This window comes from Arsenicicoccus dermatophilus, from assembly GCF_022568795.1.
Taxonomy (GTDB): Bacteria; Actinomycetota; Actinomycetes; order Actinomycetales; family Dermatophilaceae; genus Arsenicicoccus; species Arsenicicoccus dermatophilus.
Genome location: NZ_JAKZHU010000001.1, coordinates 517,397 through 536,118, shown reverse-complemented (window position 1 = coordinate 536,118; position 18,722 = coordinate 517,397). Strand labels below are relative to the sequence as shown.

The 18,722-nt window shown below is 74.2% G+C and carries 13 protein-coding genes; 8 read left to right on the top strand and 5 right to left on the bottom strand.

Translation table 11 applies throughout. From position 1 onward, the window contains the following. Positions 1-83: 83 nt before the first annotated feature. A complete protein-coding gene (locus MM438_RS02595) occupies positions 84-2,690 on the bottom strand; it encodes a DEAD/DEAH box helicase (protein WP_241450474.1) in 2,607 nt (868 codons plus the stop codon). A gap of 91 nt (positions 2,691-2,781) precedes the next feature. Here MM438_RS02595 and MM438_RS02590 point away from each other — a divergent pair, with 91 nt between their 5' ends. The 3 genes from MM438_RS02590 (at position 2,782) to MM438_RS02580 (ending at position 6,497) form a co-directional block, all read left to right on the top strand. Next, positions 2,782-4,233: a 6-pyruvoyl tetrahydrobiopterin synthase gene (locus tag MM438_RS02590; protein ID WP_241450473.1), complete on the top strand. Its 1,452-nt coding sequence runs from the start codon at positions 2,782-2,784 to the stop codon at positions 4,231-4,233. A gap of 339 nt (positions 4,234-4,572) precedes the next feature. Then, positions 4,573-5,085 (top strand): SigE family RNA polymerase sigma factor, encoded by a 513-nt coding sequence (locus MM438_RS02585; RefSeq protein ID WP_241450471.1) that lies wholly within the window; start codon positions 4,573-4,575, stop codon positions 5,083-5,085. Then, positions 5,082-6,497, top strand: a complete 1,416-nt coding sequence (locus tag MM438_RS02580; RefSeq protein WP_241450464.1) for a hypothetical protein — start codon at positions 5,082-5,084, stop codon at positions 6,495-6,497. Before MM438_RS02585 ends, MM438_RS02580 begins: the two co-directional genes overlap by 4 nt. A 232-nt stretch (positions 6,498-6,729) precedes the next feature. Here the strand turns inward: MM438_RS02580 and ilvA are convergent, their stop codons facing one another. Beyond that, the gene (gene ilvA / locus MM438_RS02575; protein WP_241450462.1) at positions 6,730-8,016 is read right to left on the bottom strand and encodes a threonine ammonia-lyase IlvA; all 1,287 of its coding nucleotides are present in this window, start codon (positions 8,014-8,016) and stop codon (positions 6,730-6,732) included. 343 nt (positions 8,017-8,359) lie between these two features. Continuing rightward, positions 8,360-9,544, bottom strand: a complete 1,185-nt coding sequence (locus MM438_RS02570; RefSeq protein ID WP_241450448.1) for a zinc-dependent alcohol dehydrogenase — start codon at positions 9,542-9,544, stop codon at positions 8,360-8,362. A gap of 234 nt (positions 9,545-9,778) precedes the next feature. On the opposite strand from MM438_RS02570, the gene MM438_RS02565 reads away from it, so the two are divergent. Next, positions 9,779-11,962, top strand: coding sequence for a catalase (locus MM438_RS02565; protein ID WP_241450446.1), 2,184 nt, complete (start codon positions 9,779-9,781; stop codon positions 11,960-11,962). 57 nt (positions 11,963-12,019) lie between these two features. On the opposite strand, the gene MM438_RS02560 is transcribed toward MM438_RS02565, so the two are convergent. Both MM438_RS02560 and MM438_RS02555 read right to left on the bottom strand, forming a co-directional pair. After that, complete coding sequence (locus MM438_RS02560; RefSeq protein WP_241453244.1) at positions 12,020-13,243, bottom strand: glycosyltransferase family 2 protein; 1,224 nt, start codon at positions 13,241-13,243, stop codon at positions 12,020-12,022. Next, complete coding sequence (locus tag MM438_RS02555; RefSeq protein WP_241450431.1) at positions 13,240-14,259, bottom strand: glycosyltransferase family protein; 1,020 nt, start codon at positions 14,257-14,259, stop codon at positions 13,240-13,242. Before MM438_RS02555 ends, MM438_RS02560 begins: the two co-directional genes overlap by 4 nt. Before the next feature lie 177 nt (positions 14,260-14,436). Here MM438_RS02555 and MM438_RS02550 point away from each other — a divergent pair, with 177 nt between their 5' ends. Genes MM438_RS02550 through MM438_RS02535 form a run of 4 tightly spaced genes read left to right on the top strand, consistent with a single transcriptional unit; the run spans position 14,437 to position 18,708 of the window. Next, positions 14,437-15,723, top strand: coding sequence for a glycosyltransferase family 4 protein (locus MM438_RS02550; RefSeq protein WP_241450429.1), 1,287 nt, complete (start codon positions 14,437-14,439; stop codon positions 15,721-15,723). Further along, a complete protein-coding gene (locus MM438_RS02545; protein WP_241450427.1) occupies positions 15,720-16,877 on the top strand; it encodes a glycosyltransferase family 4 protein in 1,158 nt (385 codons plus the stop codon). The genes MM438_RS02550 and MM438_RS02545 overlap by 4 nt, the downstream gene beginning before the upstream one ends. Further along, entirely contained in the window at positions 16,874-17,884 is a 1,011-nt protein-coding gene (locus tag MM438_RS02540) for a glycosyltransferase (RefSeq protein WP_241450425.1), read from the top strand. Before MM438_RS02545 ends, MM438_RS02540 begins: the two co-directional genes overlap by 4 nt. Then, the gene (locus MM438_RS02535) at positions 17,881-18,708 is read left to right on the top strand and encodes a glycosyltransferase family 2 protein (RefSeq protein WP_241450423.1); all 828 of its coding nucleotides are present in this window, start codon (positions 17,881-17,883) and stop codon (positions 18,706-18,708) included. Before MM438_RS02540 ends, MM438_RS02535 begins: the two co-directional genes overlap by 4 nt. The last annotated feature ends 14 nt before the right edge of the window (positions 18,709-18,722 follow it).

The following is an 18,722-nucleotide window of genomic DNA, read 5'->3' as shown; positions in this document are numbered from 1 at the left end:
GCAGCGGGGGCGGCGTGTCGCACCGCACGGAGCGCGCAGACCGGGCGGACCGGCGCCACGGCCGGACCCGGCGACGCCGTCGATCAGGTCTTGTCCAGGTTGGTGGTGATCAGCACCAGCTCGCCCGCCGCGTCGGTCGCGTCGAGGTCCACCTCGGCCTGGATCCGCCAGTCGTGGTCGCCCTCAGGATCGTCCAGCACCTGGTCGACGAACCACCGCCCCGGCGTGGCGGTGTCGACGAGCAGCAGCCCGGGGCCGCGGGCGTCGGGGCCGGTGCCGATCTCGTCGTACTCGGCATACAGCTCCTGGATCGCCTCCTGCCAGCTGTCCGCATCCATCTCGTCGACGGCGGGCGCAGGCAGCTCGGCCTCGGCACGGGCCTGCTTGGCCAGGGCAACCGCGGCGGCGTCGAGCTCGGCGAGGTCGTTCCACCGGCGCAGGGCGACCAGCTCGACCTTGCGGAACATGGCGGTGCGCACCATGACGCGCAGCGCGCGCTCGTTGGCGGTGAGCGGACGGTTGCCGCCGGGCAGCGGGGTGGACAGCGCGTCCAGGGCGTCCTGGGACAGCGGCTGGTCCTCGCCGGTGAGCGCCTCCCACTCCTCCAGCAGCGAGGAGTCGGTCTGGCGGACGACCTCGCCGAGCCACTCGACGAGGTCGCCGAGCTCCTCGGTGCGGTAGGACGTGGGCACGGTCTGGCGCAGCGCCTTGTAGGCGTCGGACAGGTAGCGCAGCACGATGCCCTCGGCGCGGCCCAGCTGGTAGAACGCCACGAACTCGCCGAAGGTCATGGCTCGTTCGTAGAGGTCGCGCACCACCGACTTCGGCGACAGGTCGTCCTCGCTGATCCACGGGTGGGACTCGCGATAGGTGTGCAGCGCCTGCTCGAGCAGGTCGGCGAGCGGCTTGGGCCAGGAGACCTCCTCGAGCAGCTCCATCCGCTCCTCGTACTCGATGCCGTCCATCTTCATCTCCTGGACGGCCTCGCCCCGCGCCTTGAACTGCTGGGCCATGAGCACGGCCCGTGGGTCGTCCAGGGTGGCCTCGATGATCGAGACGACGTCGAGGGCATAGGTCGGCGACTGCGGGTCCAGCAGCTCGAAGGCCGCGAGCGCGAAGGTCGACAGCGGCTGGTTGAGGGCGAAGCCGCGCTGCAGGGCCTCGGTGATGACGATCCGGCGGCCGTCGGCGTCGGGCTCGTCGAGCTGGGTGACCACGCCGGCGTCCCGCAGCGAGCGATAGAGCTCGATCGCCCGCAGCTGCAGCCGGGTCTGCGAGCGCGCGTCGCCGTGGTTGTCCCGCAACAGGTCTCGTATGGCGGGGAAGGCGTCGCCCTCGCGCTGGACGAGGTTGAGCAGCATGCCGTGGTTGATCGTCATCCGGCTGACGAGCGCCTCGGGCTCGGCGTGGACGATCCGGTCGAACTGCTCCTCGGTCCAGCTGACGAAACCCTCCGGCGGCTTCTTGCGCTTGACCTTGCGCTGCTTCTTGGGGTCGTCGCCCGCCTTGAGGAGCGCGTTGTGGTTGTCGATGACGTGGTCGGGGGCCTGGACGACGACGGTCCCGGCGGTGTCGTAGCCGGCGCGCCCCGCCCGCCCGGCGATCTGGTGGAACTCGCGCACCTTGAGCAGCCGCTGCCGGGTGCCGTCGTACTTCGTCAGCCCGGTGAGCAGCACCGTGCGGATGGGCACGTTGATGCCCACGCCGAGGGTGTCGGTGCCGCAGATGACCTTGAGCAGGCCCTGCTGGGCGAGGGTCTCCACGAGGCGGCGGTACTTCGGCAGCATGCCCGCGTGGTGGACGCCGATGCCGTGCCGCACCAGCCGCTGCAGCGTCGCGCCGAAGCCCTTGGCGAAGCGGAAGCCCTTGAGCTCCGCGGCGATCGCGGCCTTCTCGTCCTTGGTGGTGACGTTGAGGCTCATCAGCGCCTGGGCCCGCTCCAGGGCCGCGGCCTGGGTGAAGTGCACGACGTAGATCGGCGCCTGGCGCTCCATGAGCAGCAGATCGATGGTCTCGTGGACCGGCGTCATCGCCCACTGGTAGGTCAGCGGGATCGGGCGGGTCGCGCTGGACACGACGACGGTGTCGCGACCGGTGCGCCGGGTGAGGTCCTCGACGAAGAAGGAGGTGTCGCCGAGCGTCGCGCTCATCAGCAGGAACTGGGTGTGCGGCAGCGTCAGCAGCGGCACCTGCCAGGCCCAGCCGCGGTCGGGCTCGGAGTAGAAGTGGAACTCGTCCATGACGACCTGGCCGATGTCAGCCCGATCCCCTTGGCGCAGCGCGATGTTGGCGAGCACCTCGGCGGTGCAGCAGATGATGGGGGCACGGGAGTTGACCGCGGCGTCGCCGGTCATCATGCCGACGTTCTCCGCGCCGAAGGCCTCGCACAGGGCGAAGAACTTCTCGCTGACCAGGGCCTTGATCGGGGCGGTGTAGTAGGTGCGCCGCCCCTCCGCGAGCGCCATCAGGTGCGCGCCGAGGGCCACGAGGGACTTCCCGGAGCCGGTGGGCGTGGCGAGGATGACGTTGGCGCCGGTGGCGAGCTCGAGCAGTGCCTCGTCCTGGGCGGGATAGAGCTCGATCCCCCGCCCGGTCGTCCACCCGACGAAGGCCGAGTAGGTCGCGTCGGCGTCGTAGCCGTCGGCGGTGCGGGAGGCGGGCGGCGGGAGCAGATCGGTCAGCGTCGTCATGTCCCCACCAGTCTCCCAGACCTGGGGTGTCGCCCGGCGCCGTCATGGCCCACCCTGGTGCTCCGGTCCCTTCACCCCCTGCGAGGTCTTCGTGTCCCGTCGTCCGTCGTCCGTCGTGCGCTCCTGCGCCGCGGCGCTGCTCGTCTCCCTGGCCGGGCTCGCACCCGGCGCGTCCGCCGCCGGCGCGCCGGTCTCCTCGACCTACGACCCGATGCCGCTGCCCGGCCTCGGCCCGGACGGCACGGCCACCATGCACGGCGACGGTCGGTCGAGCGACGTCACCCCGCACCCCGGCGTGGGGCGCGGCCCGGTGACGGCCACCTGGCACGACCTGTCGGCGGCGTGCCCGACGATCCTGCAGGGCCGCGACCGGATGGTGGTGGCGTTGTGCACCCAGGTCCTGGGGCGGACGCCGGTGGTGCTGCTGCTCGACCCGGCGAGCGGCGCCCGGCTGGCCTCGCTCCCGGTCGCCAAGGGCGCCCTGCTGGGCGGGGTCTACGCGTATGTCGACGACCAGGACCGGCTCGTCCTCGTCGACGGCACCCATCACCTGCTGCGGGTGGCGCACGAGCGGACGGCCGCCGGCGGGTGGACGCTGCGGACCACGTCGTCGGTGTCCGTCGCGGACTTCGTGACCGGTGGCGACCCTGCCTCCACCGACGCGGTCGTCGGCCTGAGCCCGGACCGGCACGGGCACGTGTGGCTCGCCACCCGCGAGGGGCGCGTCGGCGTCCTGGACCCGGCCACCGGCGCGGTGCACGGCACCCGGCTGGCTGCCGGCGAACGGATCGACAACTCGATCTCGGCGGCCCGGACCGGGGTGGCGGTGGTGTCCTCGCACGCGACCTACCTGCTCGACGACGAGTCCGGGGAGCCCGCGGTGCGGTGGCGGCGTGCCTACGACCGCGGGACCGCCCGCAAGCCCGGGCAGCTGAGCTGGGGCAGCGGGGCGACGCCGACCTTCTTCGGGCCCGGCGGCGACGACTACGTCACCGTGACCGACAACGCCGACGGCCAGGAGCACCTGCTCGTCCTGCGCTCCTCCGACGGCGAGCTCGTCTGCAGCCCGGCGATCTTCACGCCAGGCGCGTCCGGCACCGAGAACTCCGCGATGGCCCACGGCCGCACCGTCGTGGTGGCGAGCACCTATGGCTATCCCTATCCCGCGCTGCCCGAGGGTGCCGGGCCGAGCGTGCCCGCGACCGCGGCCTTCGCGCGGGGCGGGATCGAGCGCTTCGAGGTCGCCGAGGACGGCTCCGGGTGCACCCGCACCTGGTCCGCGCCCGTCGCCTCGGCCGCGGTGCCGCGCTGGTCCCTCGCCGACGACACGATCTACACGGTGGAGCGGCCGCCCGTGCTGGGCGGGACCGGACCGTCGCTGCACGCCGTGGCCCTGGACGCCGCCACCGGCCGCGTCGTCTCCCGGACGTACGTCGGCGGCCCGCTGCGCGACACGCTGGAGATGGTGGGCACGATCACGCCCGACGGGGTGTGGTGGCAGGGCGGCGTCACCGGCGTGCACCGGATCACCGCGAAGCGCTGACCCGCCACGGACAGCCGTCCGCGACGGCGAGGCGCTCGCGCAGACACCCGGTTCACCCACCTGCCCCGTGGACCCTGTTCCCCAGGGGCCAGGCCGACCTGCGAGCGCTACGTCGCCCACCTGACCCGTGGACCCTGTTCTCCAGGGGCCAGGCTGGCCCCGTAGATCGATCAAAGAGGCGTCAAACCGTCCTCATCGGGGCCAGCCTGGCCCTGTCGGCGCAGCTCGGGGCCGGTCGCCGGGGGCCGCGGCGTCCCCGCACCCCCGTTCGCTCCCGCTCTCGCCCCCACCCGCCGGACCCCCGCCATACGTTGAAGGGGGTGAAGGGGAGGTGAGCCGATGAGACCGGTGCCGCCGGAGTTCGAGGAGTTCGTGCGCCATCGGCGCGCGGGTCTGGTTGCGACCGCCACGCTGCTGCTCGGGGACCAGGGACGGGCGGAGGACGCCGTCCAGGAGACCCTGGTCCGGGTCGCCGAGCGCTGGGAGCAGGCGACCCGCGACGGCACGCCGGGGGGCTATGCGCACACCGCGCTGGTGCGCCGGTGCATCGACACCCGTCGGTGGTGGCAGCGCCGGCCCGAGTGGTCGGTCGAGCACCTGCCTGAGATTCCCTGTCCGACAGGCGATGTCGATCGATCGCTGCTGCTGCGGGCCGCGCTGCTGCGCCTGACGCCGCACCAGCGTGCCGTCGTCGTGCTGCGCTACCTCGACGACCTCACCGAGGTCCGCACCGCCGAGGTGCTCGGCTGCTCCCCCTCCACCGTCAAGTCCCAGACCCGCGTCGCCCTGCAGCGGCTGCGCGAGCTGGCCCCCGAGCTGTCCGACCTCGTCCCCACGGGAGGCCCGTCATGAGCGACCTGCGAGAGCTGTTGCAGCACAGCGTCTCCCCCGCCGACGAGGGCCCGGATCCGGCCGAGCTGTGGCGGGCCGGGCGGGCCCGTCGCACCCGACGTCGGGTGGTGACGGCCGCCGCGAGCGCCCTCGTCGTGCTGCTGGTCGTGCTGGGGGCGCTGCCCCTGCTCGGACGGGACCTGGCCCTCTCCCCCGCGGCCCGGGAGGGCTCGGGCGGCGGTCACCCCCAGCGCATCTCGTCGGACCAGGCACGCCGGGAGCCGCCCGCCGCGGTGGCCGGGGTGCTCGGCTCGCAGGAGTGGCGGCCCGGCCCGGTGCTGGTCGACCAAATCGGTGGGACCTACGTCCCGGAGGGGCTGCCGCCCGTGCGCTCGGCCGCCCTGAGCCCCGACGGCAGCCGGGTCGCCTACCTGCTGCCCAGCGACGACTCGGTGCCTCGTCCCGAGACCCCGGTCGCCGGCCTGGTCATGGCGAGCACCACCAGCAGGCAGTCCCCGGACCTGGCCCGCGCCGACCTGACCGCACGCTGGCGCGGACAGCGGCCGGACGTCGACCTGGGCCCGCTGCGGTGGTCGCCCGACGGCCGCCGCGTCGCGCTGGCCGTGCACATCGGCGAGGCGCCTGCCGCCGACGCGCCGTCCGTGCTGGTCCACGACGGCACCCGGTCCTGGCTCGTGAGCCGGACCGGGGCGCACCTCGCCGGGTGGCGCGCCGACGGCGCCCTGCTCCTGTGGCGCGAGGCAGGCGGTCGCGTCACGCTCGACGCGGTCGAGGCGGGCACCGGGCGCACCCTGGGCAGCCAGGAGGTCGACGCCGACACGGGCGGGTCGCTCGCCGAGGTGCAGGCCGACCCGACGGGCCGCTTCCTCACGGCGGTCGCCGCGCGGGCGGAGCGCAACGGGGTTGCGGTGGTCGCCGGACCGATCCCGCCTGCCGGGCGGCCCGTCACCCTCACCACCCGGGGCGTGGACGCGAACGGCCAGAGCTGGCGGTGCGTCTCGTGGCGCGGCGACCGGCCGCTCCACTACACGCTGCCCCAGCGGGCGCTGTGGGACACCGCGAACGGTGATGCGGTGACCGTGGTCGATCCGGGGTACGACGCGGACTGCCTGCAGCTCACCTCGGCCGCGCTCGCCGGCCCCCGGCATACGTCCTGGCTGGGCACGAGCACCAGCTGGGCGGCGTGGCACGCCCGGCAGATCGGCGGCGGGATCCTCGGGCTGGTGATCCTGGGGCTGCTGCTGTGGTCGACGGGCCGGCTGCCGCACGGCTGGTCCTACGGCACGGCCGCCGGTGGGCCGAGTGCCCGGCAGCGACGACGCCGCGGCTCGGTGGTCACCCACGGCCGCGACGACGACCCCTGGGACCAGGTCACCCAGTCCCGCGCGGGCTTCCGCGGCCCCTTCCACTGACCACCCCGCCACCGCCACCACCACCCACCCCCACCAACCCGGCTCACCCACCCCCGCCCACCAGGGGCCAGGCTGGCCCCGTCGATCGATCAAAGAGGCGTCGAACCGTACTCATCGGGGCCAGCCTGGCCCCATCGAGGCGAGCGGGCGGGTGCGGGACGGGCCGAGCGGGGGCGGAGTGCGGTAGGCGCGCGGGCGGGGACGGCAGAGTGGGCGGGCTCGGGGGCGGGCGCTAGACGAGGAAGCGGTAGAACGGCGAGGCCGGGTCGACCCGCTCCACCCCGATCGGCGACGACTCCAGGCGGGCGAGCAGCCCCGGCAGGTCTGCCGCGCGACCCAGCTCGAGGCCGACCAGGGCGGGCCCGATCTCGCGGTTCGAGCGCTTGACGTACTCGAACAAGGTGATGTCGTCGTCGGGCCCGAGCACCTCGTCGAGGAAGCGTCGCAGCGCTCCCGGCTCCTGCGGGAAGCTCACCAGGAAGTAGTGCTTGCGGCCCTCGTAGACGAGCGACCGTTCGACGGTCTCGGAGTAGCGGGGCACGTCGTTGTTGCCGCCGCTGACGACGGCGACCACGGTCCGGCCCGGCTCGACGGTCACCAGGGACTCCCGGTCGCCGCCCCCGAGCGCGGCCGTCGCGAGGGCGCCCGCGGGCTCGGCGATGACCCCGTCGACCTGGTAGAGGTCGAGCATCTCGGTGCACACCTTGCCCTCGGGCACCTGGGCGAGGTCGACCGTCATACCCTTGGCGATCGCCGCCTGGACGACCGCCAGGGTCGTGTCGCCCACCCGCCGCACCGCGGCCCCGTCCACGAAGGTGTCGATGGCCGGCAGCGTCACGGGCTCGCCGGCCGCCAGCGCCGCGGCGAGGCAGGCCGCCCCGGCCGGCTCGACCGCCACCACGCGAGTGGCCGGATGGTGCTCGGCGAGCCACGTGAGACAGCCCGCGAGCATCCCTGCTCCGCCGACCGGCACGAGCAGCACGTCGGGGGCCCGGCCGAGCTGATCGACGACCTCGGCGGCCACGGTGCCCTGCCCGGCGATGGTCCGGGGGTGGTCGAAGGCCGGGACGACGGTGGCGCCGGTGACCGTCGCCTCGACCGCGGCCCGCCCGGCCGCCTCGTCGTAGGTGTCCCCGGTGACCACGAGCTCGACGAGGTCGCCGCCCAGCGCGCGCATCCGGTCCCGCTTCTGCCGAGGAGTGGTCGTGGGCACGAAGATCCGTGCCCTGATCCCGAGCTCGCGGCAGGCGAAGGCCACCCCCTGGCCGTGGTTGCCGGCGCTCGCGCAGACGACGCCGGCGGCCCGCTCGGAGGGGTCGAGCCGGGCGACGAGCGAGTAGGCCCCCCGCAGCTTGTAGGACCGCACGGGCTGCAGGTCCTCGCGCTTGAGCCACACCTCGCCCTGGATCCGCTCACCCAGGCGGGCGTTGGGCTGGAGCGGGGTGCGCTCGACGACGCCGGCGAGCAGGGTCGCGGCCTCGGTCACCTGGGACTCGGCGAGGGTGTCGGCGAGGGTCATGACCTCAGGATCCCGTCCCCATATCATCTGGCGGTCTGTCGTCCCACATCGCAGACGCCTGCTGAGCGCCTGCCCTGGACGCCCTGAAAGACTGTCACGAAGTTACTGAACGCCGACGTTACTAGCCCATTCAGGGGCAAATCCATCCAGGGGCTCACGAGAGGAAACCTCTGTGAAGAATGATCCGTCTTGCATGTGTGTGAGCGACCGAGGGGGAGGTTCACACACCTGAGAGCGGTGCCGACGGACTTGGGGGTCGTCGGCACCGCTCTTGGTTCGTCGGCCGGTCTGCCAGGCTCTTCGGCGTCCCCGTGGCCTCTTTCAGGCGTATGCCGATGCCCGGTCAGGGCTTGAGGACCACCTTGATGCAGCCGTCCGCCTTCTTCTGGAAGGTGTCGTACATCTCCGGCGCCCGGTCGAGCGGCACCCGGTGCGTGGCCAGGGTCTCGGTGCCGAGGACGTCGCCGTCGCGCTGCACGACCTCGAGGAGCTCGTCGGTCCACCGGCGCACGTTGGCCTGACCCATGCGGATGGTGAGGTTCTTGTCGAACATGTCCATCATCGGCATCGGGTCGGCCGCACCGCCATACACCCCGACGATCGACAGGGTGCCGCCGCGGCGCACGGCGTCGATGGCGCTGTGCAGCGCGTTCAGCTGGTCCATGCCCACGGTCTCGGTCACCGTGCGGGCGACCGGCTTGGGCAGCTTGCCCACGAGGTCGAAGGCCTTCTCGGCCACCGGGGACCCGTGGGCCTCCATGCCGACCGTCTCGAGCACCGCGTCGGCGCCGCGGCCGTCGGTGAGGTCCCGGATCGCCTCGGCGGGGTCGTCGACCTCGCGCAGGTCGACGGTCTCCACGCCGAAGGAGCGGGCCAGCTCCAGCCGCTCGGGCACCAGGTCCACCGCGACGACCCGACCCGCACCGAGCTCCTTGGCCGCGCGGGTGGCGAGCTGGCCGACCGGGCCGAGGCCGTAGACCGCGACCGTCGAGCCCTCCTCGATGTCGGCGTACTTGGCCGCCTGCCACGCGGTGGGGAGGATGTCGGACAGGTAGAGATAGCGCTCGTCGGCGCCCTCCTGCGGGATGACGACCGGGCCGTACTGCGCCTGCGGCACCCGGACGTACTCCGCCTGCCCGCCGGGGACGGCGCCGTACATGCTGGTGTAGCCGAACAGGGCCGCACCCTTGCCCTGGTCGCGCACCTGCGTGGTCTCGCACTGGGACTGCTTGCCGATGCGGCACATGAAGCAGTGGCCGCAGGAGATGGTGAAGGGCACGACGACGCGGTCGCCGACCGTGAGGTTGCCGACCTCGGACCCGACCTCCTCGACGATGCCCATGAACTCGTGACCCAGGACGTCGCCGGCCTTGAGGTAGGGCCCCAGGACGCGGTAGAGGTGCAGGTCGGAGCCGCAGATGGCGGTCGAGGTGACACGGACGACGGCGTCGGTGGGCAGCTGCACGGCGGGGTCGGGAACGGTCTCGACGGAGACCTGCTCGACTCCCTGCCAGGTCAAGGCCTTCATGGGGGCGCCTTTCGATGGGGGACGTTGACCGATCGCAACGACGTCTGCACGACCTGTGAGGGTCATACCTGCCCCGGCGACGGCTCAGACCCACGACAACTGTTCTCATCTGGTGGCGTCGGCCAGGTCTGCCCCGGACGGGATCGGGGTAGGCGAACTGAGGAGAACGGCGGCCAAGATGCGCGCCGCCGGTCCACCCCCGCCGCTCCGGCGGCCCTAGACGATGGAGGACGTATGCCGAACCGTCTGCCCGAGAACCCTTCGATCGACGAGCCCACCACCCCCCAGGCCCCGCTGCCCCCGGCCGACGACACCCGCGCCCCGCAGGTCCGCACCGCCACCGGCACCGACCTCGGCGGTGACCAGACGTCCCGCGGCCAGCAGGGCGAGTTCCTCACCACGGCCCAGGGCGTCCGCCTCCACGACACCGACCACTCGCTCAAGGCGGGCGACCGGGGCCCGACGCTGCTGCAGGACCACCACCTGCGCGAGAAGATCACGCACTTCGACCACGAGCGCATCCCGGAGCGCGCGGTCCACGCCCGCGGCACCGGCGCCCACGGCGTCTTCCAGGCCTACGGCACCGCGGAGAAGATCACCCGTGCGGCCTTCCTCAAGAAGGACGTCGAGACCCCGGTCTTCGTGCGCTTCTCCACCGTGCTCGGCTCCCGCGGCTCCGCGGACACCCCGCGCGACACCCGCGGCTTCGCCGTGAAGTTCTACACCTCCGAGGGCACCTTCGACTTCGTGGGCAACAACATGCCCGTCTTCTTCATCCAGGACGGCATCAAGTTCCCCGACATCGTCCACTCGGCCAAGCCCGAGGCCGACCGGGAGATCCCGCAGGCCGCGAGCGCCCACGACACCTTCTGGGACTTCGTGTCGCTGCACACCGAGGCCCAGCACCTGACGATGTGGAACATGTCCGACCGGGGCATCCCCCTGTCGCTGCGCACCATGGAGGGCTTCGGCGTCCACACCTTCCGCCTCGTCGACGAGGACGGCAAGACCTGCCTGGTCAAGTGGCACTGGAAGCCCAAGGCCGGCGTGCACTCCACCACCTGGGAGGAGGCGCAGCTGATCATGGGCAAGGACGCCGACTTCCAGCGCCGTGACCTCGCGGACGCCATCGAGGGCGGCCACTTCCCGCAGTGGGAGCTCGGGGTGCAGGTCTTCCCGGACACCGAGGACCAGATGTTCGAGGGGATCGACCTGCTCGACCCGACCAAGCTGGTGCCCGAGGAGCTCGCTCCCGTGCAGCCGGTCGGTCTGATGACCCTGAACGCCAACCCGACGAACTTCTTCGCCGAGGTCGAGCAGGTGGCCTTCCACCCCGGTCACCTGGTGCCCGGCATCGACATCGTCAACGACGCGCTGCTGCAGGCGCGCCTGTTCTCCTACCTGGACACCCAGATCACGCGCCTCGGCGGCCCGAACTTCTCCCAGCTGCCGATCAACCGTCCGCACGTCCCGGTCAACGACAACCTGCGCGACGGCTACGGTCAGCAGGGTGTCCACTCCGGCGTCGGCACCTACCGCCCCAACTCCCTCGGCGGCGGCAACCCCTTCCCGGCCGAGAGCACGGACGGCGCCTACATCGAGGTGCCCGCGCCGGTGGCGGCGTCCACCAAGGTCCGGGCCAACCCCGCGACCTTCGACGACCACTTCTCCCAGCCGCGGATGTTCTTCCGCTCGATGACGCCGCTGGAGCAGGACCACATCGTCTCGGCGTACACCTTCGAGCTCGCCAAGTGCGAGACGCCCGCGATCCGCGAGCGTCAGGTGCAGTGCCTGGCCAACATCGACGCCGACCTGTGCGCCCGCGTCGCCGAGGGCCTCGGCCTGCCGGCGCCCGAGCCCACCGTCCAGGTCCCGGACCGCGACCCGAGCCCGGCCCTGTCGCAGATCGGCGGCGAGTTCCCGGTGGACGGCCGCAAGGTCGGCATCGTCTGCGACGCGGCCAGCGACCTGGCGGCGGTCTCCGCGCTGGTCGAGGCCGCCAAGGGTGCCAAGCTGGTGCCCTTCGTGGTCGGCCCGCACGGCGGCGAGCTCACCGGCGCCGCGGGCGGGTCCGTGACCGTGGACAAGACCTTCGCCACGGCCGCGTCCATCGAGTTCGACGCGATCGTGCTGGCCGGGCCCATCGCCCCCGCCAAGGACGCGCTGCCGTCGGTCGACTCGCGCAACGCCGACCCGGACGCCTCGCGCAAGCCCACCGACCCGCGCATCGCCCTGATGCTCGGCGAGGCCTTCCGCCAGTGCAAGGCGATCGGCGGTCTCACCCCCGACGCCCTCGGCGACCTGCCGACGGACGCCAAGGGGGTCGTCGTGGCCGACGCGGCCTCGATGGTCGACCAGCTGGTGCCGCTGCTCGCCAAGCACCGCGCCTGGGACCGCTTCCCCACGACGGGCAGGTGATCGCGCGCTGACGTCGCCCGCCGCGGCGGGCTGACCACCTGATGGGGTGGCTGGGTCTCAGGCCCAGCCACCCCATCGGGCTTCCAGGGTGGCGTCCCCGCCGAGCGGCCGTATGCCGGCCGGCCCGGCCTCCCGGTGGGCCGGGTCCTGCTCGCCCCGCGCCAGGTCCCGGGTGCGGTGCAGGACCAGCAGGGGTCGCCCGTCGGCGGCATACCGGGCCGGTCCGTCCTCGACGAGCTCGCGCAGCGGGCGGTCGAGCAGCACCGGACCGGTCAGGTGCACCTGGTGGCGGGCGCGCCGCAGCACCTCGGTGGGCGGCGGTCCCGCGTGCAGGCGTGGGTCCGGCGGCAGACCGTCGGGCAGCGCATCGAGGTCCGGGAGCCACAGCGCGGCGTCGGCGTCGCGCAGCACGGCCGAGGCGGTCGCCGCCAGCGTCCCGGCGTCGGGCGCCCCGGCCAGCGTCACCGCGACCTGCGGGCAGGGCCAGAGCAGGCCCGCGCCGCGGGCGCAGGGGTCGGTGAGCACCCGCGCCAGCTGGAGGGTCTCGCGGTCCTTGGTGCGGCGGGCGTCGTCGTCGGCGCGCCCGGCGAAGTCCGGCCCGTCGTGCCAGGCGACGGCCTCCGGCACGTGGCGCAGGTCGGCACCGGCCAGCCAGCAGCGATGGGCGAGGTCCCAGTCCTCCCCGCCGTAGCCCACGAACGACGGGTCGAAGCCGCCGGCGGCGTCGTAGGTCTCACGGGTCAAGGCCAGCACGGCGCTGATGACGAAGCGGTAGGACCGGTCGTCGGCGTCGCGCAGGTCGCGGGAGGCGGCATAGGCCTCGCGCAGCCAGCGGGGCTCGGCGAGCTCGGCCGGAGGCTCACCGGTGCCGCCGAGCCAGGCGCGCAAGCGCTCCCGGGTCCAGCCGCCGAGGTCGGCGTGCCGCCGTCGTCCCACGGCGACGGTGCCGCAGGGGCCCTCCGTCACGACCGCGGTCAGCCGGGCGAGGTAGTCCGGCTCCGGCACGGTGTCGGCGTCCAGGAAGCACAGCACCGGCGCGGTGGTGGCCGCCGCGCCCAGGCGGCGGGCGGCGGAGGCGCGGAAGCCGAGGTCCTCCTGCCTCACCGCCCTCACGGCGTAGGGCCGCTCGCCCAGGTCGGGCGGGGTCGGGGAGCCGTCGTCGGCCACCACGACCTCCAGCCGGGCGTGGTCCACGGTCTGCAGCTCCAGCGCCGCGAGGACCAGGTCCAGGCTCGACTGCTGCGCGAAGTACGGCACCACCACGGCGATCTCGGCGGTCATGCGTGCCACCCCCGCAGGGTCTCGGCATACCGACGCCCGGTCTGCTCGGTCGAGGGCCCGAGCCGCACGTCGCCGCTCAGCCAGGTCAGGTCCGGCTCGGCCAGCGCGCGGGCGGCCGCCTCGGCGAGGTCGTCGTACACGAACAGCGCGCCAGGACAACGCCGCTCGAGCTCGTCGACATACCGCGACCGGGGCACGAGCGGCCGTCGTCCCGCCGAGAGCCAGGTGTTGATCGACCCGGAGGCGGACAGGTGCCGGTGCGGGGCGACGGGCACCGCGACCGTGCGCAGCCGCTCGGTGAGCTCGGCGTCGGGGACGAAGCCCGTGACGACCGCGCGCCGCCCGAGCTGCGTTGCGGCGCGGGCGATCTCGTCGGCCAGGTCCTCGTGGCCGGGTGACGGGCGGCCGAGCGCCAGCAGCCGCACGTCCGGCGGCAGGGCGGGCAGGACGGCGAGTGCCTCCTCGTGGCCCTTGCCGGGATACAGATAGCCCAGGACGGCGAGATCCCTGTGGTCCGAGGGCTTCTCGGGGCGCGGCGCGGGGAGCTGCGCCGGGGGGTCGATCGGCAGCGGTATGACGGCCCGCGCCCGTCCGGTCAGGTCGGATCGGCCCGCGAGCGCCAGCGCGTCGTCCAGCAGCAGGGCCTCGTGCTCGCTGCTGACGACGACGCCGCGGGCGGCGTCGACGATCCGGGCATAGGCGTCCGCCCGCCGGGGATGGGCCCCCTCGCCGTCGGAGGGCTGGGGGACGTCGTGCAGCGTCACCGTCGTCGGGTGGGCGCGCAGGAGGGGCTCGAGGCGGTCGGCGGCCTCCGGCGCGGACCGCCCGAAGAGCCGGTCCGTGACGTGGACGTGGACGGAGACCCGTCCGGGGAGCGAGATCCCGGCCAGGTCACCGCTGGTGCCGTCGAGCACCCGGACCAGCGGCTCGTCGCGCAGCGCAGCGGTGTCGTGCAGGTCCAGCGCGCACCGGGTGACCCCGTGGCCCTCGGGACCGACCACGAGGTGGGCGATCACCAGCTCTCACCACTGTGCGTAAGAGTTGGACGCGATGCGTCAGCCCCCAGGTTACTCAGGGTAACGAAATGGTTCACGAGGCGAAACATGGGGTAACACTAGGCAGCGATCACCATCGCAGGCGCCTTGAGCCCAAGGGCACCGCGGCCGACCCCCGGCCCGTCCAGGAGGAGACTCGTGCTGCGCATCGCCAGCATCCCCAGCGCCCATCCGTACGTCATCCGCATCCTGCCCGGCGTCGTCGACGTGACCTATCCCCACGTGACCCCGCCGGCAGGATCGAGCACGGACGTGGGCCCCGACGAGGCCGCCCGGCTGCCCGACCCGCTGCCCCCGGGGCAGGAGCCGGACGACGGCGTGTGGTGGCCCCCCGTCATGCTCACCGACGAGTGGGTGGTCGAGCACGCCGACGACCTGGACCTGGTGCACGTGCACTTCGGCTTCGAGGGCTGCACCTCCTACCAGCTCACCTCCTGGATCGGGACCCTGCGGGCCTACGACCGCCCGCTGGTCGTCACGGTCCACGACCTGGCCAACCCGCACCTGCCCGCCGACGAGCAGGACCAGCACCTGGCCGCGCTCGGCACCCTGGTGCGCGGGGCGGACGAGGTGCTCACCCTGACGCCCGGCGCGGCCGCCCAGGTCGAGGAGGGCTGGGGCGTGACGGCCACGGTGGTCCCGCACCCGCAGGTGGTGCCGGCCGAGGAGGTGCGGGCGGCCGCGGCGCTGCGCGCGTCCGAGCCGTCTCCCGAGACCGCCGACGACGGTCGGCGGACCCCCGGCGAGGGATCGGCGCCGCAGGAGTCCGGGCCGAGGGTGGGCGTCCACCTCGGCGCCCTGCGCGCCAACGCCGACCCGACCGACTGGCTGGCCGAGCTGGCGCAGGCGACCACCGAGCTCGGCGGGACCCTCGACGTGGTCGTCAACGACGAGGTGCTGACCGATCCCGAGCCGCGCCTCGACCGGATCCGCGCGCTGATCCCCGAGCACCCGGGGGTGGGCCTGCGCTTGGTCCCACGGATGGGCGACGCGGAGCTGCACCAGTGGGCGGGCGGCCTGGACGTCCTGGCACTGCCCTACCGCCACGGCACCCACTCCGGCTGGCTCGAGCTGTGCTGGGACCTCGGGACCTCGGTGCTGGCGCCGTCCGTGGGCCACTACGCCGAGCAGCACGACGACGCGGGCTTCCTCGCCGCCCTCGAGGCCGGCTCGGTGGCGGCGGCGCTGGGCAGCCTGCACCAGGCGCGCCGGGAGGGCTGCCCCTGGGGCGACGCCGAGGCTCGCCTCGCCGCGCGGGCCGAGCGGGACCAGCAGGTCCGGGCGGCGCACCTGGCGGCCTACCGCCGCGCGGCGGACCGTCGGGCCTCCGCCACCACGGGCGACACCGCTCCCACCCCGATGCCGGACGACGCTCCCGCAGCGGCGGGCTCGGCCTCGGCAGCCACCTCGTCGGACGGCCGATGAGCAGCCGGCGACGCCCGCTGCGGGTCGCCCTGATCGCCCCGCACCGGCACCGGGTCCGCGAGCCCTTCGCGGGCGGCCTGGAGGCGCACGTCTGGCACCTGGCCCGACGGCTGCGCCAGCTCGGCCACCAGGTGCTGCTGATGGCGCCGGAGGGCTCGGACGGCGCCGACCCCCGCTATGCCTTCCCCCGGGAGGGGTGGCGGGCCAGCGCGCTCGCCGAGGCCGACGTCTCCATGCCGCCGCGCGAGTTCCTGGCCGCGCACCATGCCTACCTGCGGGTGATGCTGGCGCTGTCGCGCGAGCTGGCCGGGGAGGTCGACGTGGTGCACAACCACGCGCTGCACCACCTGCCCGTGGCCATGGCGCCCTCCCTGCCCATGCCGATGCTCACGACGCTGCACACCCCACCCACGCCGTGGATGGAGTCCGCGGTCGACCTCGGGCCCCGCGCCGCCTCGACCGACCGGTCCCGCCCAACGATCCGGTTCGCCGCCGTGAGCGACTACACCGCCGACGCCTGGCAGGCCCTGCCCGAGCGACCCGTGGTGGTGCGCAACGGCGTCGACCTGCGCGACTGGCCCTTCGGCGCCGGCGGCGACTGGCTGGTCTGGTCCGGTCGGCTGGTCCCCGAGAAGGCCCCGCACCTGGCGGTGGACGCCGCCCGTCTCGCCGGGCTGCGGCTGCGCCTCGCCGGGCCGATCAGCGACCCGGACTACTTCGCCCAGGAGATCGCCCCCCGCCTGGGCCAGGACGTGCGCTACGTCGGGCACCTGGCCCACGCCGAGCTCGCCGAGCTGGTGGGCCGCTCCGCCGCGTCCCTGGTCACCCCCCGCTGGGACGAGCCCTTCGGGCTGGTCGTGGCCGAGTCGCTCGCGTGCGGCACCCCGGTCGCGGCCTTCCGGCGCGGCGGGATCCCGGAGGTCGTCGGCGGGCCCGAGCACGGTGCCCTGGTGGCCCCGGACGACGTGACCGCCCTCGCGGCCGCGCTGCCCGCCGTCCTGGGGCTGGACCGACGCCGGGTGCGGCGGTATGCCGAGGCCGAGCTGTCCGTGGGCCACATGGCCGACTCCTACGTGCGGCTCTACGACGACCTCCTCGCCGGACGGTGGCACTCCCCCGACGACGTGGTGCGACCGCTGCGGGTGGGCGCATGATCGGCTGGTACGTCCACCACCAGGGCCGCGGCCACCTGCACCGCGCCAAGGCGATCGCCGCGCACCTGGACGAGGAGCTGACGATCCTGTCCAGCCTGCCGTCCGAGGAGTGGGCGACCTGGGTGGCCCTGCCGCGCGACGACCTGGAGGGATCGACCGACGCGACGCCCGGCGGACGGCTGCACTGGGCCCCCGTCGACAGCCGCGGGCACCAGGAGCGGTTCGCCACCATCGCGGCGTGGGTGGCCGTCACCCGACCGCGGCTGATGGTCGTCGACGTGTCGGTCGAGGTCACCACCCTGGTGCGGATGATGGGGGTGCCGGTCGTGGTCATGGGCATGCCGGGCGAGCGCGACGACGCGCCCCACGACCTGGGCCACGACCTCGCCGACCTGGTGATCGCCCCCTGGCCGGGCGAGCTCTACGAGCCGGGCTACCTGCGCCGCCGGCCCGGCCTGGCCCGCTACGTCGGCGGGATCACCCGGTATGCCGACCGCCTGGCCCCACCCGTCGCTCCGCCCACCCCCGCACCCGATGCCCCGGGGACGGACGCCCCGGGCACCGGTGCCCCCGCGCGCCGGGTGCTGCTGCTCGGTGGCGCCGGCGGCAGCGCGCTGACCCCCGGGCACCTGGCGGCCGCCCGCGCGGCCACCCCCGGCTGGCAGTGGTCCGTCGCCGGACCCCTCGGCGCGTGGTACTCCGACGTCTGGGAGCTCCTGCACGACACCGACGTGGTGGTCGTCGCAGCCGGCCAGAACTCCGTCGCCGACGTGGCCGCCGCGGGCACCCGCGCCGTCGTCGTCCCCGAGGACCGGCCCTTCGACGAGCAGCGGGCGACCGCCGACGCGCTGCGCCGGGCGGGCCTGGCCGTCGTGCGGGACGCGTGGCCGGACGACTGGGCCGCGACCCTGGAGGAGGCCTACGCCCTGGAGCCGTCCTGGGAGCGCTGGCGCACCGCAGGTGCCCCCGCGCGCGCCGCCGCGATCCTGGAGGGGTGGCGCCGATGAGCGGCCCGGTGCTCGTGACCGTCGCGGCGGGGAGGCACGACCACCTGCTCGCCCAGCGCCGCCACGTCGCCGCGCTGCCCGAGCCACCCCGGCACGTCGTGGTGTCGATGGGCGACCCGGCGATCGGGGGGCTGCTCGCCGACGCCCCGCCCGAGGCGCCGGTGGAGGTTCTCGACATACCCCTGGCCGGGTCCGGGCGGCTGCCCCTCGCCGAGGCGCGCAACGCCGGGACCGACCGCGCCCTCGCGCTCGGGGCCGACCTGGTCGTGCTGCTCGACGTGGACTGCCTGCCCGGCCCGCAGCTGGTCCGGCGGTATGCCGCCGCTGCGCGGGAGCTCGGTGCGGATCCCGCCCTGCTGTGCGGCCAGGTGACCTATCTGCCGGCGCAGGCCGGTGCCCCCGAGCCCGAGGACCTGGCCCGGTGGCGCTCGCCCCACGCGGCCCGCCCGGCCCCCGCCGACGGCGAGCTGGTCCGCGGCGGCGAGCACCGGCTGTTCTGGTCGCTGTCGTTCGCGGTGACGCCGGCGACCTGGCGGCGGGTCGGCGGCTTCTGCACCGACTACGACGGCTACGGCGGGGAGGACACCGACCTGGGTCTGACCGCCCGCGAGGCCGCGGTCGAGCTGGTGTGGGTGGGCGGCGCCGACGCCTACCACCAGCACCACCCGGTGTCCTCGCCGCCGGTGGAGCACCTGGACGACATCCTGCGCAACGCCGCGACCTTCCACCGCCGCTGGGGCGTCTGGCCGATGGAGGGCTGGTTGCGGGCCTTCGCCGAGCGGGGACTCGCCGTGCACGACGAGTTCGGCTGGCACCGGGCCTGATCCGGCACGATCGA